The sequence below is a fragment of the Candidatus Limnocylindrales bacterium genome (genome assembly GCA_035571835.1).
Taxonomy (GTDB): Bacteria; Desulfobacterota; Binatia; order UBA1149; family CAITLU01; genus DATNBU01.
This window is the reverse complement of sequence record DATNBU010000045.1, coordinates 1-15,642: the sequence shown is the minus strand read 5'-3', so window position 1 is coordinate 15,642 and position 15,642 is coordinate 1. Positions and strand designations below refer to the sequence as shown.

Annotated in this window: 16 protein-coding genes; 11 read left to right on the top strand and 5 right to left on the bottom strand. The window is 64.9% G+C overall.

The window, feature by feature from the left end:
• Positions 1-18 precede the first annotated feature (18 nt).
• The 6 genes from raiA to ahcY all read left to right on the top strand — a co-directional run bounded on the left by raiA (position 19) and on the right by ahcY (position 5,145).
• On the top strand, positions 19-558 hold the full coding sequence (gene raiA, locus VN634_21330; GenBank protein HXC53443.1) for a ribosome-associated translation inhibitor RaiA: 540 nt from the start codon (positions 19-21) through the stop codon (positions 556-558).
• A complete protein-coding gene (locus tag VN634_21325; protein HXC53442.1) occupies positions 542-1,189 on the top strand; it encodes a PTS sugar transporter subunit IIA in 648 nt (215 codons plus the stop codon). The genes raiA and VN634_21325 overlap by 17 nt, the downstream gene beginning before the upstream one ends.
• Positions 1,186-2,079, top strand: coding sequence for an RNase adapter RapZ (gene rapZ / locus VN634_21320; protein ID HXC53441.1), 894 nt, complete (start codon positions 1,186-1,188; stop codon positions 2,077-2,079). The genes VN634_21325 and rapZ overlap by 4 nt, the downstream gene beginning before the upstream one ends.
• A complete protein-coding gene (locus VN634_21315) occupies positions 2,076-2,348 on the top strand; it encodes an HPr family phosphocarrier protein (GenBank protein HXC53440.1) in 273 nt (90 codons plus the stop codon). Before rapZ ends, VN634_21315 begins: the two co-directional genes overlap by 4 nt.
• Positions 2,349-2,584: 236 nt before the next feature.
• Complete coding sequence (gene metK / locus VN634_21310) at positions 2,585-3,739, top strand: methionine adenosyltransferase (GenBank protein HXC53439.1); 1,155 nt, start codon at positions 2,585-2,587, stop codon at positions 3,737-3,739.
• 122 nt (positions 3,740-3,861) lie between these two features.
• Positions 3,862-5,145 (top strand): adenosylhomocysteinase, encoded by a 1,284-nt coding sequence (gene ahcY / locus VN634_21305; GenBank protein ID HXC53438.1) that lies wholly within the window; start codon positions 3,862-3,864, stop codon positions 5,143-5,145.
• A gap of 81 nt (positions 5,146-5,226) precedes the next feature.
• On the opposite strand, the gene VN634_21300 is transcribed toward ahcY, so the two are convergent.
• The 3 genes from VN634_21300 to VN634_21290 form a co-directional block, all read right to left on the bottom strand.
• Positions 5,227-6,900, bottom strand: coding sequence for a phospholipase D-like domain-containing protein (locus VN634_21300; protein ID HXC53437.1), 1,674 nt, complete (start codon positions 6,898-6,900; stop codon positions 5,227-5,229).
• A gap of 387 nt (positions 6,901-7,287) precedes the next feature.
• A complete protein-coding gene (locus VN634_21295; GenBank protein HXC53436.1) occupies positions 7,288-7,836 on the bottom strand; it encodes a hypothetical protein in 549 nt (182 codons plus the stop codon).
• A 17-nt stretch (positions 7,837-7,853) separates the two neighbouring features.
• Positions 7,854-8,963, bottom strand: coding sequence for a polymorphic toxin-type HINT domain-containing protein (locus VN634_21290; protein HXC53435.1), 1,110 nt, complete (start codon positions 8,961-8,963; stop codon positions 7,854-7,856).
• A gap of 282 nt (positions 8,964-9,245) precedes the next feature.
• Between VN634_21290 and VN634_21285 the strand changes: the two genes are divergently transcribed.
• Positions 9,246-9,956: a CAP domain-containing protein gene (locus VN634_21285; protein HXC53434.1), complete on the top strand. Its 711-nt coding sequence runs from the start codon at positions 9,246-9,248 to the stop codon at positions 9,954-9,956.
• Between the two features lie 55 nt (positions 9,957-10,011).
• Here the strand turns inward: VN634_21285 and VN634_21280 are convergent, their stop codons facing one another.
• Both VN634_21280 and VN634_21275 read right to left on the bottom strand, forming a co-directional pair.
• Positions 10,012-10,425 (bottom strand): DUF6285 domain-containing protein, encoded by a 414-nt coding sequence (locus VN634_21280; GenBank protein HXC53433.1) that lies wholly within the window; start codon positions 10,423-10,425, stop codon positions 10,012-10,014.
• A gap of 46 nt (positions 10,426-10,471) precedes the next feature.
• Positions 10,472-11,497 carry a phosphotransferase family protein gene (locus tag VN634_21275; protein ID HXC53432.1) on the bottom strand — a complete coding sequence of 342 codons (1,026 nt, stop codon included), beginning with the start codon at positions 11,495-11,497 and terminating at the stop codon, positions 10,472-10,474.
• 145 nt (positions 11,498-11,642) lie between these two features.
• Between VN634_21275 and VN634_21270 the strand changes: the two genes are divergently transcribed.
• The 4 genes from VN634_21270 to VN634_21255 all read left to right on the top strand — a co-directional run.
• On the top strand, positions 11,643-12,635 hold the full coding sequence (locus tag VN634_21270) for a VOC family protein (protein ID HXC53431.1): 993 nt from the start codon (positions 11,643-11,645) through the stop codon (positions 12,633-12,635).
• On the top strand, positions 12,635-13,432 hold the full coding sequence (hisN, locus tag VN634_21265; protein ID HXC53430.1) for a histidinol-phosphatase: 798 nt from the start codon (positions 12,635-12,637) through the stop codon (positions 13,430-13,432). The genes VN634_21270 and hisN overlap by 1 nt, the downstream gene beginning before the upstream one ends.
• Positions 13,433-13,488: 56 nt before the next feature.
• Positions 13,489-14,838: a hypothetical protein gene (locus tag VN634_21260; GenBank protein HXC53429.1), complete on the top strand. Its 1,350-nt coding sequence runs from the start codon at positions 13,489-13,491 to the stop codon at positions 14,836-14,838.
• The coding region (locus tag VN634_21255) for a hypothetical protein (GenBank protein ID HXC53428.1) at positions 14,835-15,642 on the top strand (808 nt) is incomplete at its 3' end. The genes VN634_21260 and VN634_21255, both read left to right, overlap by 4 nt.

The window sequence follows — 15,642 nt, the reverse complement described above, 5'->3', positions numbered from 1 at the left end:
AATTCCGTGCAAGTTTCCGTGACTTTCCGACATATGGATGTGAGCGATGCGCTGCGGGACTACGCAGTCGAGAAAGTCGAGCGCATCATCGCAAAATACCTGAAAAACGCCGTCGAGGCGCATGTGATTCTCCTCTCCCACCGCCATCGCCAGCAGTGCACGGCCGAGATCAACATCCACGCCGCCGGCTATGACATCTCCGCGCACGCCGACAACGCCGACATGTACGCGGCCATCGATTTCGCCGTCGACAAGGTCGAAGCGCAGCTTCGCAAGCACAAGGACCGCATCAACGACCGCAAGGGCCGCGCGAGCCTGCACGAGATCGCGACGACGATTTCGGTCGACGTCGTCCAGCAGACCGGCGATCAGGGCGCGACCAAGGTCATCGAAACCGAAACGCTCGTCGCCAAGCCGTTGTCGGTCGACGACGCCGTGCTGCAGCTCGAGCTGACGCATTCGGAATTCCTCGTCTTCCGCAACTCCGCGAACAGCTCGATCAGCGTCGTCTACAAGCGACGCGACGGGCACTACGGGCTCATTGTCCCGACCGCCTGAGGTCGTCCCGGTGCGCCTGTCGTCGATCCTGGACCCGGGCTGCATCGTTCTCGATGTCGGCACGGGGTCCAAGCACGACGTGCTCGCGCGGCTCGCCGCTCCGATCCTCGAATTGCGTCCCGACCTCGACGCTCCTGCCGTCGTCGCCGAGCTCGATCGGCGCGAAGCGGAAAGCAGCACCGCGATCGCCGACGGCATCGCGATCCCGCACGCCAGGCCGCCCGTGCGCGAAGCGATCGCCGCGTTCGGCCGCTCGACCGCCGGCGTCGCGTTCGACTCGCTCGACGGCAAGCCTACCCGCCTTCTGTTCCTGCTGCTGTCGCCGCTCGACAATCCTTCCCTGCACGTCGCATGGCTCGCGCATATCGCGCGTGTGCTTTCGGATGCGGTGACGCGAAGTCGCCTGGTCGATGCCGATTCCCGCGAGCAGATCCTCGAGGTTCTGCGCGAACGCGAAGCCGAGCTCGAGGCCGCCCAGACCGGGACGGATCAGACGACCGAGACGGACCGGACAGACCAGACGAAACGGTCCGGACAGTCGGAACCGTCGCCGCAGTTGCCGCCCGCTCCGCCGCTCTCCGCCATGCCTCCGGTCCGTTCCGGCGGCCCCGACCGCAAGGGCACGACGTGACGTCCGCGTCCGCCGCATCAGGCCAGGTCGACGTCGCCGTCATCACCGGCATGTCGGGATCGGGCCGCTCCACGGCAATCCACGTCCTCGAGGATCTCGGCTACTACTGCATCGACAACCTCCCGAGCGCGCTCGTCGAGCAGTTCGTGGCGCTGTTTGCCGGCTCGCACGCCGGCCGCTCCAAAGTCGGCCTCGGCATGGACGTGCGCGACGACGGCTACGTGGACGCGTGGCCGTCGGTACGAAAAGCGCTCGAGAAGGCCGGCCACCGCGTGACCGTCGTCTTCCTCGATTCCGCGGACGAGACGCTGATCCGGCGCTATTCGGAAACCCGGCGCGTGCATCCGCTCGGCGCCGGCCGCGACCTCCACGATGCCATCCGTGCCGAACGCGAGTTGCTGCGGCCGCTCGAGCGTGCCGCTGATGTCGTCATCGATACGAGCGAGCTGTCGGTGCACGAGCTCAAGCGCCGCCTGCGCTCGTTTGCCGAGGACAGCGACGCGTACACCGGTCCGAACGTGACGCTCAAGAGCTTCGGCTTCAAGTTCGGCAGCCTCGTCGACGCGCATCTCGTCTTCGACGTGCGTTTTCTGCCGAATCCGTATTTTGTCGCCGAGCTGCGCGCCCTGACCGGACTGGACGCGTCCGTCTCGGGCTACGTGCTGGAGAACGAGCTGACCCGCGCATTCATCGACCGGCTGATGGATTTCCTCGATTTCGTGCTGCCGCACTACGCCGAGGAAGGCCGCGCGTACCTGACCGTCGGCATCGGCTGCACCGGCGGCAAGCATCGCTCGGTGGCCATCGTCGAGGAGTGCGCGCGCCGATTGCGCCAGCACGGTGCCGCAGTGATCGTGCGTCACCGCGACATTTCCAAGGAGTCGATATGAGCGAGAAGGCAACCGCCGAATTCATCGTCAGCAACCAGCTCGGACTGCACGTCCGCGCTGCCGCCATGGTCGTGCGGACGATGACGCCCTTCGCGAGCAAAGTCTCGATCCGCGCCGGCTCGAGCGTCGCCGACGCCCGAAGCGTCCTCGACCTGCTGACCCTCTCCGCAAGCAAAGGAACCAAAATCATCGTCGAAGCCGAAGGCACCGACGCCGAATCCGCCGTAGCCACCCTCGGCGACCTCATCGCTCGTAACTTCGCCGAATAAAGCACGACCCCCATCGCAAAGAACAAAGCGCCACCGAGAGCGTGCGCGTAACGAAGCCGACTTCGTAGAAGGGTCCAGATGCAAGGAAGAAATCGGCGAAGAGAGGGAGTCGTACTTCCCGTACGTCGACCGAACGCAGCCGATTTCTGACGCGGCAGATGGGCCCTTATACGAAGGCGGCCAAGGGGTAGAGCACCGGTTGACCCCCCGCGGTGTGACCGGTACGTAGGCCGGCCATGGCGGACGAGTTCATCTTCACTTCGGAATCTGTTTCCGAGGGACACCCCGACAAAGTATGTGACCAGATTTCCGACGCGGTGCTCGATGCGCACCTCGCCGGCGACGCGTCGAGCCGCGTAGCCTGCGAGACGCTGTGCGCGACCAACCTCATCGTAATGGCTGGGGAAATCACCAGCAGCAAGGCTGTCGACTACGAGCAGATCGCGCGCCAGGTGGCACGCGAAATCGGATACGTCGGCACCGACGGCTTCGATGCCGCGAAGGTCGAAGTCATCACGCGCCTGGTCCGGCAATCTCCGGACATTTCGCAGGGAGTCACGGTCGGACAGGGTCTTCACGAAGAACAGGGCGCCGGCGACCAGGGCCTGATGTTCGGCTACGCATGCGACCAGACGCCCGAGCTGATGCCGCTGCCGATCTCGCTGTCGCATCATCTCGTCGCCAGGCTCGCCGAGCTCCGCCACGACGGCACGATTCCGTACCTTCGTCCGGACGCCAAGTCGCAGGTCAGCGTCGAGTACCGCGACGGCAAGCCCGTGCGCGTCGCGACCGTCGTGATCTCGACGCAGCACATCGAAGACGCCTCGCTCGACCAGATCATCTCCGACGTCCGCGAACAGGTGATCGGCCCGATCATTCCGAAGCATCTGCTCGACGACGACACCGTCTACCACGTCAATCCGACCGGCCGCTTCGTCGTCGGCGGACCCTCGGGCGACTCCGGCCTGACAGGACGCAAGATCATCGTCGATACGTACGGCGGCTGGGGCCGTCACGGCGGCGGCGCGTTCTCCGGCAAGGATCCGTCCAAAGTCGATCGCTCGGCCGCCTACATGGCGCGCTACCTCGCCAAGAACGTCGTCGCGTCCAGGCTCGCGACCGCGTGCGAAGTCCAGATCGCATACGCGATCGGCGTCGCGCAGCCGGTCTCGGTTCACATCGACACGTTCGGCACCGGCCGGGCGGCGTCGACCACCATCTCGCAGAAGCTGCGCGATCACGTCGACCTCCGGCCGGCGTCGATCATCGAGCGCTTCGACCTGAAACGACCGATCTACCGCAAGACCGCCGCCTACGGGCATTTCGGACGCGACGCGAAGGACGGCTTCTTCCCGTGGGAGAATACCGATCTCGCCACCGTCCTCGGCTGAACGAACGACCAGACCTCCACCAGGAGACGGAAAAACCCATGCTCAAGAACGACCGAGAGGCACGCGAAGCGCGCGATGCCGGTAACTCAACTTCACAGGGCGCCGCCGCGCGGAAACAGAACATGGTAAAGAAACCCGAAGCCTCCGACGTCAAGGATCCGAAACTCGCCGCGGCCGGAAAGAAGCGAGTCGACTGGGCATCGCGCGACATGCCGGTCCTCAACCTGATCGCCGAGCGCTTCCGCAAGGAAAAGCCGCTCAAGGGCGCGAAGATGACGGCGTGTCTCCACGTGACCGCCGAGACCGCCAACCTGATGCGCACGCTCAAGGCCGGCGGCGCGGACGTCGCGCTGTGCGCGTCGAATCCGCTGTCGACGCAGGACGACGTCGCGGCGACGCTGTCGGTCGACGATGGTATCCCGACGTGGGCAATTCGCGGAGAGGACTCCAAGACCTATCACCGCCACCTCCAGCTCGGAGTCGAGCGGCAGCCGAACCTGACGATGGACGACGGCGCCGACCTCGTGACGCTGCTGCACACGACGATGACGCAGTACGCGTCGCGCGTGGTCGCGTCGATGGAAGAGACGACGACCGGCGTGATCCGCCTGAAGGCGCTCGAGAAGCAGCGCCGCCTGACAATTCCGGTCGTCGCCGTCAACGACGCCGACACCAAGCACCTGTTCGACAACCGCTACGGCACCGGCCAGTCAACGATCGACGCGATCATCCGCGCGACCGACGTGCTGCTGGCCGGCAAGGTATTCGTCGTGATCGGCTACGGCTGGTGCGGCCGCGGCCTCGCGTCGCGTGCAGCCGGTGCCGGCGCGCAGGTGATCGTCACCGAAATCGATCCGATGAAGGCGCTCGAAGCCGCGATGGACGGTTTCCGCGTGATGCCGATGGCCAAGGCCGCACGCGAAGGCGACATCTTCGTCAGCGTGACGGGCAACATGCACACGATCGCCGAGAAGCATTTTCCCCTTCTCAAGGATGGCGCGATCGTCGCGAACGCCGGTCACTTCGACATCGAGATCGACGTCAAGGGCCTCACCAAGCTCGCCAAGAAGGTCACCAAGAACCTGCGGCACTGCGTCGACGAGTACGTGCTTGCCGGCGGCAAGCGCGTCTACCTTCTTGCCGAAGGACGGCTCGTCAATCTCGCAGCGGCCGAAGGCCATCCGGCGTCGGTCATGGACATGAGCTTCGCGACGCAGGCACTCGCTGCCGAATGGGCGTGGAAGAGCGCGCAGAAAGGCAAGCTCGACATCCGCGTGCACGCCGTTCCGCGCCAGATCGAAGACGACGTCGCATCGCTCAAGCTCGCCGCGATGGGCATCGCGATCGACAAGCTGACGCCGGAGCAGAAAAAGTATCTGAGCAGCTGGGAGTTCGGGACGTCCTGAACCGGCTGCGCGTTTTCGGAAAAAAAGAGGCCAGGTACACACGTACCTGGCCCTTTTTTTGTCGCCGGTCTGGCAATGCCATCACGCAAACATCTTGCGCCTCTTCGTCTTGATCTTCGTCGGCGCATAGAAATCCGCTGCCCACGTATCGTTCGGGCGCAGATAGTTGTGCTTTGGCTCGCCTGTTCCCTCATCGACCGTCGTGACGATGTAGCGGAAGTTGTGATGTCGCCATAGCCGCATGAATTCGCCGAGATAGACATCCGCGACGCGAAGATCGCCGCGAATCACGAGCATGTTCTCGTCGTTCTGGCTGGTGGACGCGTCGCTGAAGTTCGCCGAACCAGTGATGACGATCGGATCGTCACTCAATGGATCGATGAGCATGAACTTCGTGTGTGTGTATTTGATGTTGCGACTGATGGTGTTCGACTGCTCTGCAAGCCAGTGAGAGATCGCTTCACCGGGCAGGGTCGCTCCGATGGCAACCTGAATATCAAAGTCGTCGCTGAGCGCTTTCTCGGTTTCCTGAGAAGTCTTCGCGGTAGTTCCCCATTTCTCCAGGAATACGTACCGGAGATAGTCCTTGTCCTTTTCGAAGTCGTCGAGAAAGACCTTGTTGATGCCGAATGCTCCCGTAAAGCACATCGCCGAGGTCGCGCCGGCCATCGCGACGCCGTACCAGTTGAGCTGAGCAAGCCCGTGGCGCGGACTGAAGAGCGGTGTCGTACCCTTTTCCGGCGGAAAATCCGTCAGAGTCGGGGTCGCCAGCTCGTTGCTGTCCTTCAGGGGATCGCTCTCCGGATCCTTCTGTAGCGTTTCCCAGTATGCGAGGTACTTGGCGGCAATATCCGGATCACGAACGAGATGACCGACGTTGGATTGGCCGAAGATACCCGACATCGTAAAATTCGTGGAGCCGGTCCAGACCTCGATCGGCGCGCCGTCTTTGAGTAACACGATGAACTTGTTGTGGGCGATGTAGCTCGGGCTCGCACGCCTCGGCGTCGCGACATCGGTTAAACCGTATTCGTCCAGAAGCTCCTCGACATGGGCTACCCGCTTCTTCTCCTCGGGGTCGGGGATTCCCTGCTTGTTTTTGGATACCCTCGCGTCGTAGACGATCTGAACGTTCCTGCATGACGCGTGCGCCTTCTGAAAAGCTTCGATTACCGGCTCGTAGTCGAATTCGTATACGGCGGCGCGAAGCCCGTAAGACTCATCCTTCGCCTTGGCAATATGAGCCATGACGGCTTCATCGAGACCGCGGGAGAGCCAGTCGAGCGCTTTTTCCTTTTCGATCGGGCTCAGCTTGTTCGGTGCCGCCTGCCAGTTGCGGGCGTACGCCTGACTGCCAATCACGCCGCGGTTGAAATAAATGGCATGCTCGCCGTCCGACTCCGATTCCGTCTCCACTTCGATGCTTACCCCGGCGCCGTGCAGCAGCTTCTTCGGCTTGCCGGTCACCGGAACGATCGTGTACGTGTATTTGCGCCCCGGCTTGGCAGTGAAGTCGCTCCACAGAAAATCCTGCACGGGATGGTCACGCGTGGAAACGAGCGCTCCGTCGGGCGGATTCGGATACGAAGCCTCGAACGTCCGCATCCCTTGAAGCCAGTAGTCCTCGTTCTCCACCGGATCGGCCCGTCGAATCGCGAATCCGAGCAAACCAGTCGTGTCGGCCTGCTTCATGTCGATGCCAAGAAGTACGACGTAGGTCCCCGAGACGGCGTGCACAGAGATGTTGTTGTCCACTTTTCGAACGCGCATCGAGCTCCTCCATCGAACAGCATGGCGCGATCGCCGTCAGCGACCGGCGGGTTACGGCTCGCACCACCGAGTTGTTTGAAAGATAGCGTCGATGACGGATAGCGCTGGATCCATCAAGGCCGAATGCCGCTTTTTCTGGCCGGAACATACCGTGCTGTAGCCTCGGTCACACGATCCCGACCTCGAGCTGCCGGCACCCGGCGCGCGGGCCCTATGGCGATTGTTGGAGCACCGTCGGCGCTTGCGAGCTCGACGCGACACGTCCGACGGTCGGCCGCACAGGCAAAAACGGCCCGCCTCCTGTGGAGCGCGGGCCGTTTCACTAAACGCGAGATGGCGAACCCCGGCGTCTCTTTAGACGCCGGCATCTGTTCAGGGCTGCGGAACTCCGGACATGGTGCAGCCGAGCTCGCCACCAAACTGCGACAGAAACGACGTCGCCTGCGCGTAGTCGAATCCCATCGTCGCCATCAGCTCGCCGGGGCTGCAGTGAAACGACATCGTCATCTCGTCCGTTCCGCCCTCGTAGTCACCGTCCCCGTCGTTGTCGGCAATGCTCCACGAGATCGAGCACGTTGCAGGCTGCAGCGGGCCACTGTCGATGAGTGTACCGCCGGCACCATCGCCGAGGCTCACCTGCAGCACCGCATATTGCGACTCGACGGCCTCCGCCGATTTCTTCCCGAACTTGACCGAGTCGGGGATGCTGACGGCTCCGTTCAGGAATGTCTGGCTGTCGGTCGCCGAAACGCAGTGGATGGACTGGCCGATGTCGTAAATCGTCATGTTGTTGGCACCGTCGTTCACCTCTTTGCCGGAAGACAGCGACGGCCGGACCGCTTGAGCCGCGGAAGAAAACGTAAGAACTGCGAGCGCGGCTGCTGCCAGAGCTGCCGATGATCTGCCCAGTGAGTTGCGCATGGCGGTGTTCCCCCTTCTCACTTGTTGTGCACGAGGATGCGGCTCGCGCCGACGTAGTAGTTGTGATGCGTGCCGACTTCGATGTTGTAGACCGTCGGCGCTTCCGGAGTGTCCTGCGGGATCCGTGACTGCGGTGCGTACGAAGCCGCAGTCCAGCGCAGATCCGAAAGCCTGGCCGATCTCGCCGGCGCGGGCCGGTCGTAGCCCGCATAGAAGCGTGTACCGTCGACGATCCGGTTCGACGCAACGCCGATCGGCGTGCCATCTCGCGCAACGAGGCGATCGCCCATCGTGAGGTCCCTCGCCTTGACCCAGCCCTTGCCTTCAACGCGGAACGGATGCGCGTCGGTCGTATGCAGGGTTTCGCTGCCCGCAACGATTTCGCGAAGCGCGAAGCCCGGATTTTCGAAGGTTCTTTCGACCGGCGACAGGACGTCCTTGCCGGTGGCTTCATCTCGCGACCAGACGAGATCGCCGACCTTCAGGTCGCGGATCGCGCGCAGTCCGGACTCGGTGGCCACCGGAGTGTCACCGCGGAAACAGACCGGCGCCGGCCCGTTGACCGGAACGCCGCTGACTTTGCATGCGAGCTTTCCGCCGAACGCCGCCAGAAAAGCGGCCTGCCCCGCGTCGTCGAGCCCGAGGCCGGCAAACTCCGCCGCCACGGCGGGTTTGCACTTGAAGGCGCCGGTCATCACGTCGGTGCCGCCATCGTAGTCGAAATCGCCGTCGACGTCCTTGACCTGCCATTTGATCGAGCAGTTGTCGGAGACGATCGACGAGTACACGGCGTCGGCCGTATAGAACGTGACCGTGATTTCCTGTTTCTGCTTTCCCTTCGCGCCCTTCGTCGAGTGAGACACCGACTCCGGGATCTGCGCGTAGATCTCGAAAGCCCGCGTCGGATCGGTCGGAGAAAAGCACTTGCCGCCGCTCTGGATGAGCCAGTATGGCGCCTCCGACAATTCGAACACGGCGGCATAGTTGGTAGCGCCGCCGAGATCACCGACTCCGAGCAGCCCGATGAACGGCAGGTCGGGCCGATAGAAGAACTGGGCGTTCGCGTGCGCGGGCATCAGGGCCATCGCCGCGAACACGGCGAGGTACAGGGACAGACGTCGAAGCATCGGATATTCCCCCATCAATGAAATGTGCGTCAACATGCCCGCCGAGCAGAAGTGTGACAAGAGCCGTGACACGCAAGAACTCGCAATTCTGCGCCAGCGCGCAGGCCGTGCCGCCGCCGCCCGGGACGCACACGAGAGTCCATAGCGGGAGCAGCCGAGTCAGTCGGTCCAGGTGAGTTGGAGAATCGCCTCCCTGTCTTGTCGCCCGACTCCGGCGCTTCTAGCCTTGCCATGACTGCGTGATTTCGTCGCGGGGAGCGGGCGCTGCAGTCCGGAGGCGCTATGAGAATCCCGCTCGCCGCATTTTTCGTTCTCGTGCTTTTCGTTTCCGCATCGGACGCCGACACGCAAACGTGCGGTGATCACGACGGCAGCGGCGATGTCGGCGTCTCGGACGCGCTGCGTGTACTGCGCCGCGCAGTCGGCCAGCAGGTGGAGCTGCAATGTCCGCAGGTCTGCGGACTTCCGACCTGCGGCGATCAGTCGTGCGATAGCGGAGAGACGTGCGAGACCTGCGCGTCCGACTGCGGTGTCTGCAGCAACTGCAGCGGCGGCAGCCCGGAGACAACGCTGCTCGACTCCGAGGAACAGGCGTTCCTGTCGCTCGTGAACGCTTACCGCGCTGACCACGGGCGAGGCGCCGTGCAGAACTGCAGGTCGATGTCGCGCTCGACGCAGGGACATGCCGAGGACATGCGCGACCAGAATTATTTCTCGACTGTCGGCAAGGACGGATCCTCGTTGTTCGACCGTCTGTGCGATGCGTGCTTCGCGCGAGCGTGCAACCTGTTCGACCAGGCCGAAGCGATCGGCGCGGGATTCTCCACCGCCGCGGCAATGCTCGACAGCTTCAAGGATTCCCCGAGCATCGCCGCTCTTCTGCTCGACAACGACGCCGACAGCATCGGGATCGGACGTGCAACCGGAGGCGGCACGTACGGGACGTACTGGGTGGTGGACCTGTCGCCGGGGACGGAGGCGAGCTGCGACTGACGCCTGGTACGCGCGGCGCGATCGGGAGGAGCGTCGCGGAATACAGGACTCTATTTCAGCGTTTCTCGCGGGCTTTCGGATTGTCGACCGCAAGCTTTTCATCGACGGTCGCGCGCAGATGCGCGATGACCTCTTCTCGCCACGGACCGCTGTCGGCGAGCCCGGCCTCGATGCGGCGGCACAGCTCGAAGGAGAGCTCCTCGACGCGTGCGCGCACGTCTTCGCCACGCGCTTCTTCTCCTGAGCTCTGCGCGGCGGCTGCCGGCTCTCGAAGAAGCGCTACGAGGCGCCGAAGCTGCGCACGATCCTGCGCCGGACCGAGCCTGATCTCGCGCGCGACGATGCCGGCGACGTTGGCGCCGACGATCGATTTGAAACGCATCCCGCCTTCCATGCGCGGCGCGACTTCCTCGCGCAGGAATGCGGCGAGCGCTTGGAGAAGCTCGACGGCCGAAGGCTTGTCCTGCATCAGCGCTTCTCCATGAGAGACTTCATCGTCAGGTCATCGCGAAGGTTCAGCATCCGTCACCGGACTCCATCAGCGACAGAATCTCCTGCTCCGTCTCGGCGACGCGCCGGCCAATTGCCGCAAGCTCGACGTCCGGCCATTTGCCGGCCGTGTGACGGCCGGCCTGCATGCGGCAGATGATCGCCCACTTCCAGTTGCCGAACAGCTCCCACCACGAAAGCGCGCTCCACGCCCCGCCGATGCCGCCGGCAGCCTCGTAGTATCCGAGCAGCTCCTCGCGCGAACACAGTCCGCCGGCTGCAAGGCTGTCGTTGCCGAAGCGCCACGTCTTCACGCAAAGCCAGCCGAGGTCTTCGATCGGATCGCCGACGTGCGAGAGCTCCCAGTCGAGCACGGCAGTCAGGCCGCGCTCGTCGAACATCACGTTGCCGATGCGGAAGTCGCCGTGCACGAGCGCGGGCCGGCGCACTTCGGGCGCGTTCTGCTCGAGCCAGCGCGCCGTCAGGCGAAGCAGCGGATACGGCTGGTCGGCCGACATCACGTCGAGGATCTGCCGGTAGCGTTCGACCTCGGCCAGCGCATAGCGGCGCGGATCTTCGCCGGCCGGCGCCCGAGCCGTGAGAAACGACAGCGAAGGCTGCGCGAGGTCGATCGAATGCAGGCGGGCGAGCTCTCGGCCGAGCTGGGCAGGCAGCGCGCGGCGCGCTGCCGCATAACGTTCATCGCGCAGCAGGCGCCGCGCCAAGGCTTCGCCGGGGACCAGGTCCATCACGAAGAACGCGCCGCCGAGACCGTCCGCCTCGTCGCCGAACTGATGCACGCCCGGCACCGTCACGCCCGCGCGCGACGCTGCATCGAGCAGCGCGTGCTCTTCGCGGCGGGTACCCTGGACTCCGCCGCCCGCACGGTCGAGGCGCAGAACGAGGGCCGGCGGACCGCAGTCGAGCTCGAACGCGTAGACGCGGCACGACGCGCCACCGGAAAGCTCCCGCAGCGAAGTAACCGCAACGCCCGGGCGGCCGTGACCGCGCAGGTATTGCTCGAGGGCTTTTCGAAGGTCGTCGTCGCTCACGGGAAGGGAGGCAGGCGCGGCCGGTCCGGCCGACGAACCCGGCGTAACGCCTTGTCTTTGTGGTGGGTAAAGAGTTACATCGCGCCAGTCAATTGGTCGCGTTCGTGCGGTACGTGCTCGCGAACGGCGGCCTGTTTTCCTCCGGATGAAGCTTCCGTTTTTCAGATCGCGAAAGCGCAAGGCCAAGGAAGAAGCCGAACAGGCCGACAAAGCTGCCGAGCAGGATGCGAAGCAAGCCGTCGCCGAGGCTGCGCCCGAGCCCGCCAAAGCCGAGCGTCCGACCGGCAAGGGAAAGACCCGTCGCGTCCCCGCCGAGCAGGTCGTCGATGGCATCGGATATGCGCTGGCCGCAGTGCCTTCGCTCGGACCCACCGTCAAAGCGTGGCGCAAGCTCGGGTTCCACGTCAGCGAGGCCTACACGTGGCAGGGCTGTCACGCTGCGCACATCGACCTCGAAGGCGGCGGAATTCGTTTCCTCGCCGCCGATTCTCACGCCGACGCGACCGCCGCAGCCGATCTCGTTCGCCAGCGCCTGATCCTCGGTTCGGGACTCTTCGGCTGGACGTGGGCCGCGAGCGAGCCGCATCGTTCCGCAGTCGCCATCGGTCAGCTCGCCGGCAGCCCGTTCCACGAAGAGTGCGAGGACTGGTCGGATTCGATCGTGCAGATCCCGATGGAGCTTACGCCTGCCGCCGCGACGTGGCTCGAGCGGCCGCCGGCCGAGGCCGCGTCGCACTCGCATGCAAACTCGCTGGTGCGCCTCGATCATGTCGTGCTGCAGGTGAGCGCGTCCAAGGCCGCATCGCAGACTTACGAAAAACACTTCGGCCTCAAGGGCCGCACGTCGGCGATGAACGATCGCTACTATGCATTCCTCAAGGCCGGACGCTCGCTGCTGGAGATCGTCGGCCCGCTCAAGCCCGGCGCCGCAGAAACGCCGCCGGGAAAGGTCCTGCCCCGCATCACCGGTGGCCCGTGGGGAGTGGCATTCGCGAGCACGAACATCGACGCGACGGTCACGTTCCTGCGCATGGCAGGCGTCGACGTCGGCGATCCGCACCGCGCCGTTCAGGGCGGCCGCATCACCGGAATGACTACACCGCTCGGCGGCATCCAGCTCGCCTTCATGGGCGACTGATGACGCGGCGGCGTCTCGTGGATGGCGATTTCGACAAGTTCGTCGCACTCGCCTTCTCGCTTGCCGACATCACTCGCACCGTTTCGCTGCGGTATTTCCGCAGTGAGTTCGTCACCGAGACCAAATCCGACGCGACCCCGGTCACGATCGCCGACCGCGAATGCGAACGGCTGATGCGCGAGGAGATCCGGCGGGTTTTTCCCGAGCACGGCATCATCGGCGAAGAGCACGGCAGCGATAATCCGGGCGCGAGCCACGTGTGGGTTCTCGACCCGATCGACGGGACCAAGGCGTTCGTCAGCGGACGGCCTCTGTTCGGAGCGCTGATCGCGCTCTGCCGCGACGGCAAGCCCATACTCGGGATCATCGACTGCCCCGGCATCGACGACCGCTGGGTCGGGCTCGAGGGCCGGCCGACGACGCACAACGACATGCCGTGCCACACGCGGCGCTGCGGCCGCCTCGAAGACGCGCTGATGTACTCGACGTCGCCGTATATGTTCAGCGGAGACGATGCGGCGGCGTACGACCGCTTGCGCTCGCGCGTTCGCTATCCGCTGTTCGGCGGCGACTGCCACAACTACGGGCTCGTCGCGAGCGGCTGGGTCGACCTGGTGGTCGAGGCAAACCTGAAGATCCACGACTGGGCCGCGATCGTCCCGATCGCCGACGGCGCCGGCGGCAGGCTCACCGACTGGTCGGGCGATCCCCTCACGTTCGAAAGCGACGGGCGGGTCGTGATGTCGGGCGACGATCGCATGCACCGTGCCGCCCTCGACGTTCTCGGCGCGCGCTGATTATCCGGCGGATGCTCCGTTATCTCTTTTTCGCGGCATGGACCGCGGTCTTCCCGGTGGCTCTCGCATCAGCCGATACCGGCGCTTACGGGGAGCCGGGCCCGTACGGAGTCGGCGTGCGCACGCTGCATCTCGTCGACCCGTCACGGTCAACGATGGCGTACGGCCCGTATGACGGCAGCGATTCGCGCGAGCTTGACGTCGAAGTCTGGTATCCGGCCGATACCGGCCAGGGTCTCGTCGAAGTTCGCGATGCCCCGCCGGCGAGCTCGCTGAATCCGTTTCCGCTGATCCTGCGCGCGCACGGCCTTGGCGGACGCGCACGCGATGCCGTCTACCTGACGACGTTCCTCGCAAGCCACGGTTACGTCGTCGCCGCGCCGAGCTTTCCGCTGTCGAAGTTCGATACGCCTGCGCTGATTCCGACGTATTTCGACATCGCCGAGCAGCCGGGCGACCTGTCGTTCGTTGCGGATCAGCTCATCGGAAACTCTGCGGAGCCGCAGGGCTTTCTTGCGGGCCGCATCGACACCGGAAAGATCGGGAGTCTCGGCCATTCGCTCGGCGGACTTACCGTGCTGCTGCACGGCTACAGCGCGGAGCCTCGCGACCCGCGTGTTCGGGCCGTCGCCGCGCTCGCTCCGTGGGCATGCTCGCTGCAGCAGGAATTCTTCGACGGGTCGGACGTGCCGGCGCTTTGGATGGGCGGCACCGCCGACCTGATCACACCGTACAACAGGAACCAGGCGCTTCCGTTCGAACGCGCCTCTTCGCCGCGCGTGCTCGTCACGCTCGAGGACGGAATCCACATCAATTTCTCGCGCGCGCTGTTCGACATCGATGCGGGTGAAAATCCCGACGACGTCTATTGCGACGGAACGTTCGGCCTGCTCGGACTGCGGCCGCTGCCGACGCCGAAGCTGCCGTCGTCGATCGGCGACTCTCCCGAGATCGAGCCCGGGTCGTGCGGCTCGATCTGCCCGACGTGGAGCGGCGACTTCATGGACGAAGAGCGCCAGCACGATCTTACGCGAACAGCCGTCGTCGAGTTCTTCGACGCCGAGCTCCGCGGCTCGGCGGCAGCATACGAAGCGCTCGTCACCGGGCTCGACGGGGAGCCGGACGTGACGACGAACGCTTCGGGCGGCGCGTGTCCGTTCGGATCGTGCATGGTTGCTGCGGCCTGCACGTCGTGCGGCCAGCCGCTCTCGATCGATGCCGAGCTTCCCGGCGCCGGCGACGCGCGTGCGGTGCTGCTGTCGGCCGTCGGACTCGGCAGCCAATGCCCGGCGTGCGTCTGCGACGTCGACGCAAACGACGCCGTCAAGGCGACCGACTCGCTGATCGTGCTTCGCCGCGCTGTCGGTCTGGGCGTCGAGCTTTTCTGCAGGAGGCCGGCGCCGTGACTGGCCGCTGCCGCATCACGTTCGTCGCGGCGTGCATACTCGCCGTTCTGCGTTCGAGCGCTGCGTTCGCCGGACCGGCCGCCGATGCGCTCCACCTCGATGCGCTCGGCCTTCAGGCCACGCTCGAGCTTCGCAATTTCTCGCATTTCCACGCCGTCGCCGGCGACCACACGATCCGTAACGAAGCGCGCCTCGACATCGACTGGCAGCGCAAGCTCGGCGAGAATTTCCGCGCGTCGGCCAAGCTGCGCGCGCAGGCCGACGACGGAAGCCTGGTCGACGACGTCGTCATCGAGATCCCCGACAACCGGCGCGATCGCAGCATCCTCGACATCGCCGAATGCGAGATTGCCGCCCGCTACGGCAACGCACGCTTTTACGCGGGGCGCCGCATCTACGCGTGGGGAAGCGGCGATTCGTACAATCCGACCGACCGGCTGAACTCGCACGACTGGCGCGATCCGGTCGACGGCCACCGGCGCGACGAAAAGCTCGCGGCATGGTCGGCGGCTGCGACCACGACGTTCCACGACGTGCAGCTCGAGGTCGTGTGGGTCCCGTTCTTCTCACCGTCGCGCCTGCCGACGCTCGACAGCCGCTGGGTCGGTCTCGACCGCAAGACGTTCAACGAAGGCTTTCCGGAGCTGGCCGGCGACTACGACGCGATCGTGCGGCTCGCGCATGCGCCCGCACCGTCGTCGGACCTCAGGCATTCGCAGGTCGGCGTGAGGGCGAAGACGACGATCCGCGGTGTCGACGCCGCGCTCTCCTACTACGACGGCTACTACGAGTTTCCCGAGCTCG

What these genes read in the sequence shown, in the direction of transcription:
- VN634_21280 (HXC53433.1), bottom strand. Translation starts at nt 10,425, where the DNA reads ATGCAGGACAAGCCTTCGGCCGTCGAGCTTCTCCAAGCGCTCGCCGCA.
- VN634_21285 (HXC53434.1), top strand. Translation starts at nt 9,246, where the DNA reads ATGAGAATCCCGCTCGCCGCATTTTTCGTTCTCGTGCTTTTCGTTTCC.
- hisN (HXC53430.1), top strand. Translation starts at nt 12,635, where the DNA reads ATGACGCGGCGGCGTCTCGTGGATGGCGATTTCGACAAGTTCGTCGCA.
- VN634_21315 (HXC53440.1), top strand. Translation starts at nt 2,076, where the DNA reads ATGAGCGAGAAGGCAACCGCCGAATTCATCGTCAGCAACCAGCTCGGA.
- ahcY (HXC53438.1), top strand. Translation starts at nt 3,862, where the DNA reads ATGGTAAAGAAACCCGAAGCCTCCGACGTCAAGGATCCGAAACTCGCC.
- VN634_21290 (HXC53435.1), bottom strand. Translation starts at nt 8,963, where the DNA reads ATGCTTCGACGTCTGTCCCTGTACCTCGCCGTGTTCGCGGCGATGGCC.
- VN634_21295 (HXC53436.1), bottom strand. Translation starts at nt 7,836, where the DNA reads ATGCGCAACTCACTGGGCAGATCATCGGCAGCTCTGGCAGCAGCCGCG.
- metK (HXC53439.1), top strand. Translation starts at nt 2,585, where the DNA reads ATGGCGGACGAGTTCATCTTCACTTCGGAATCTGTTTCCGAGGGACAC.
- VN634_21270 (HXC53431.1), top strand. Translation starts at nt 11,643, where the DNA reads ATGAAGCTTCCGTTTTTCAGATCGCGAAAGCGCAAGGCCAAGGAAGAA.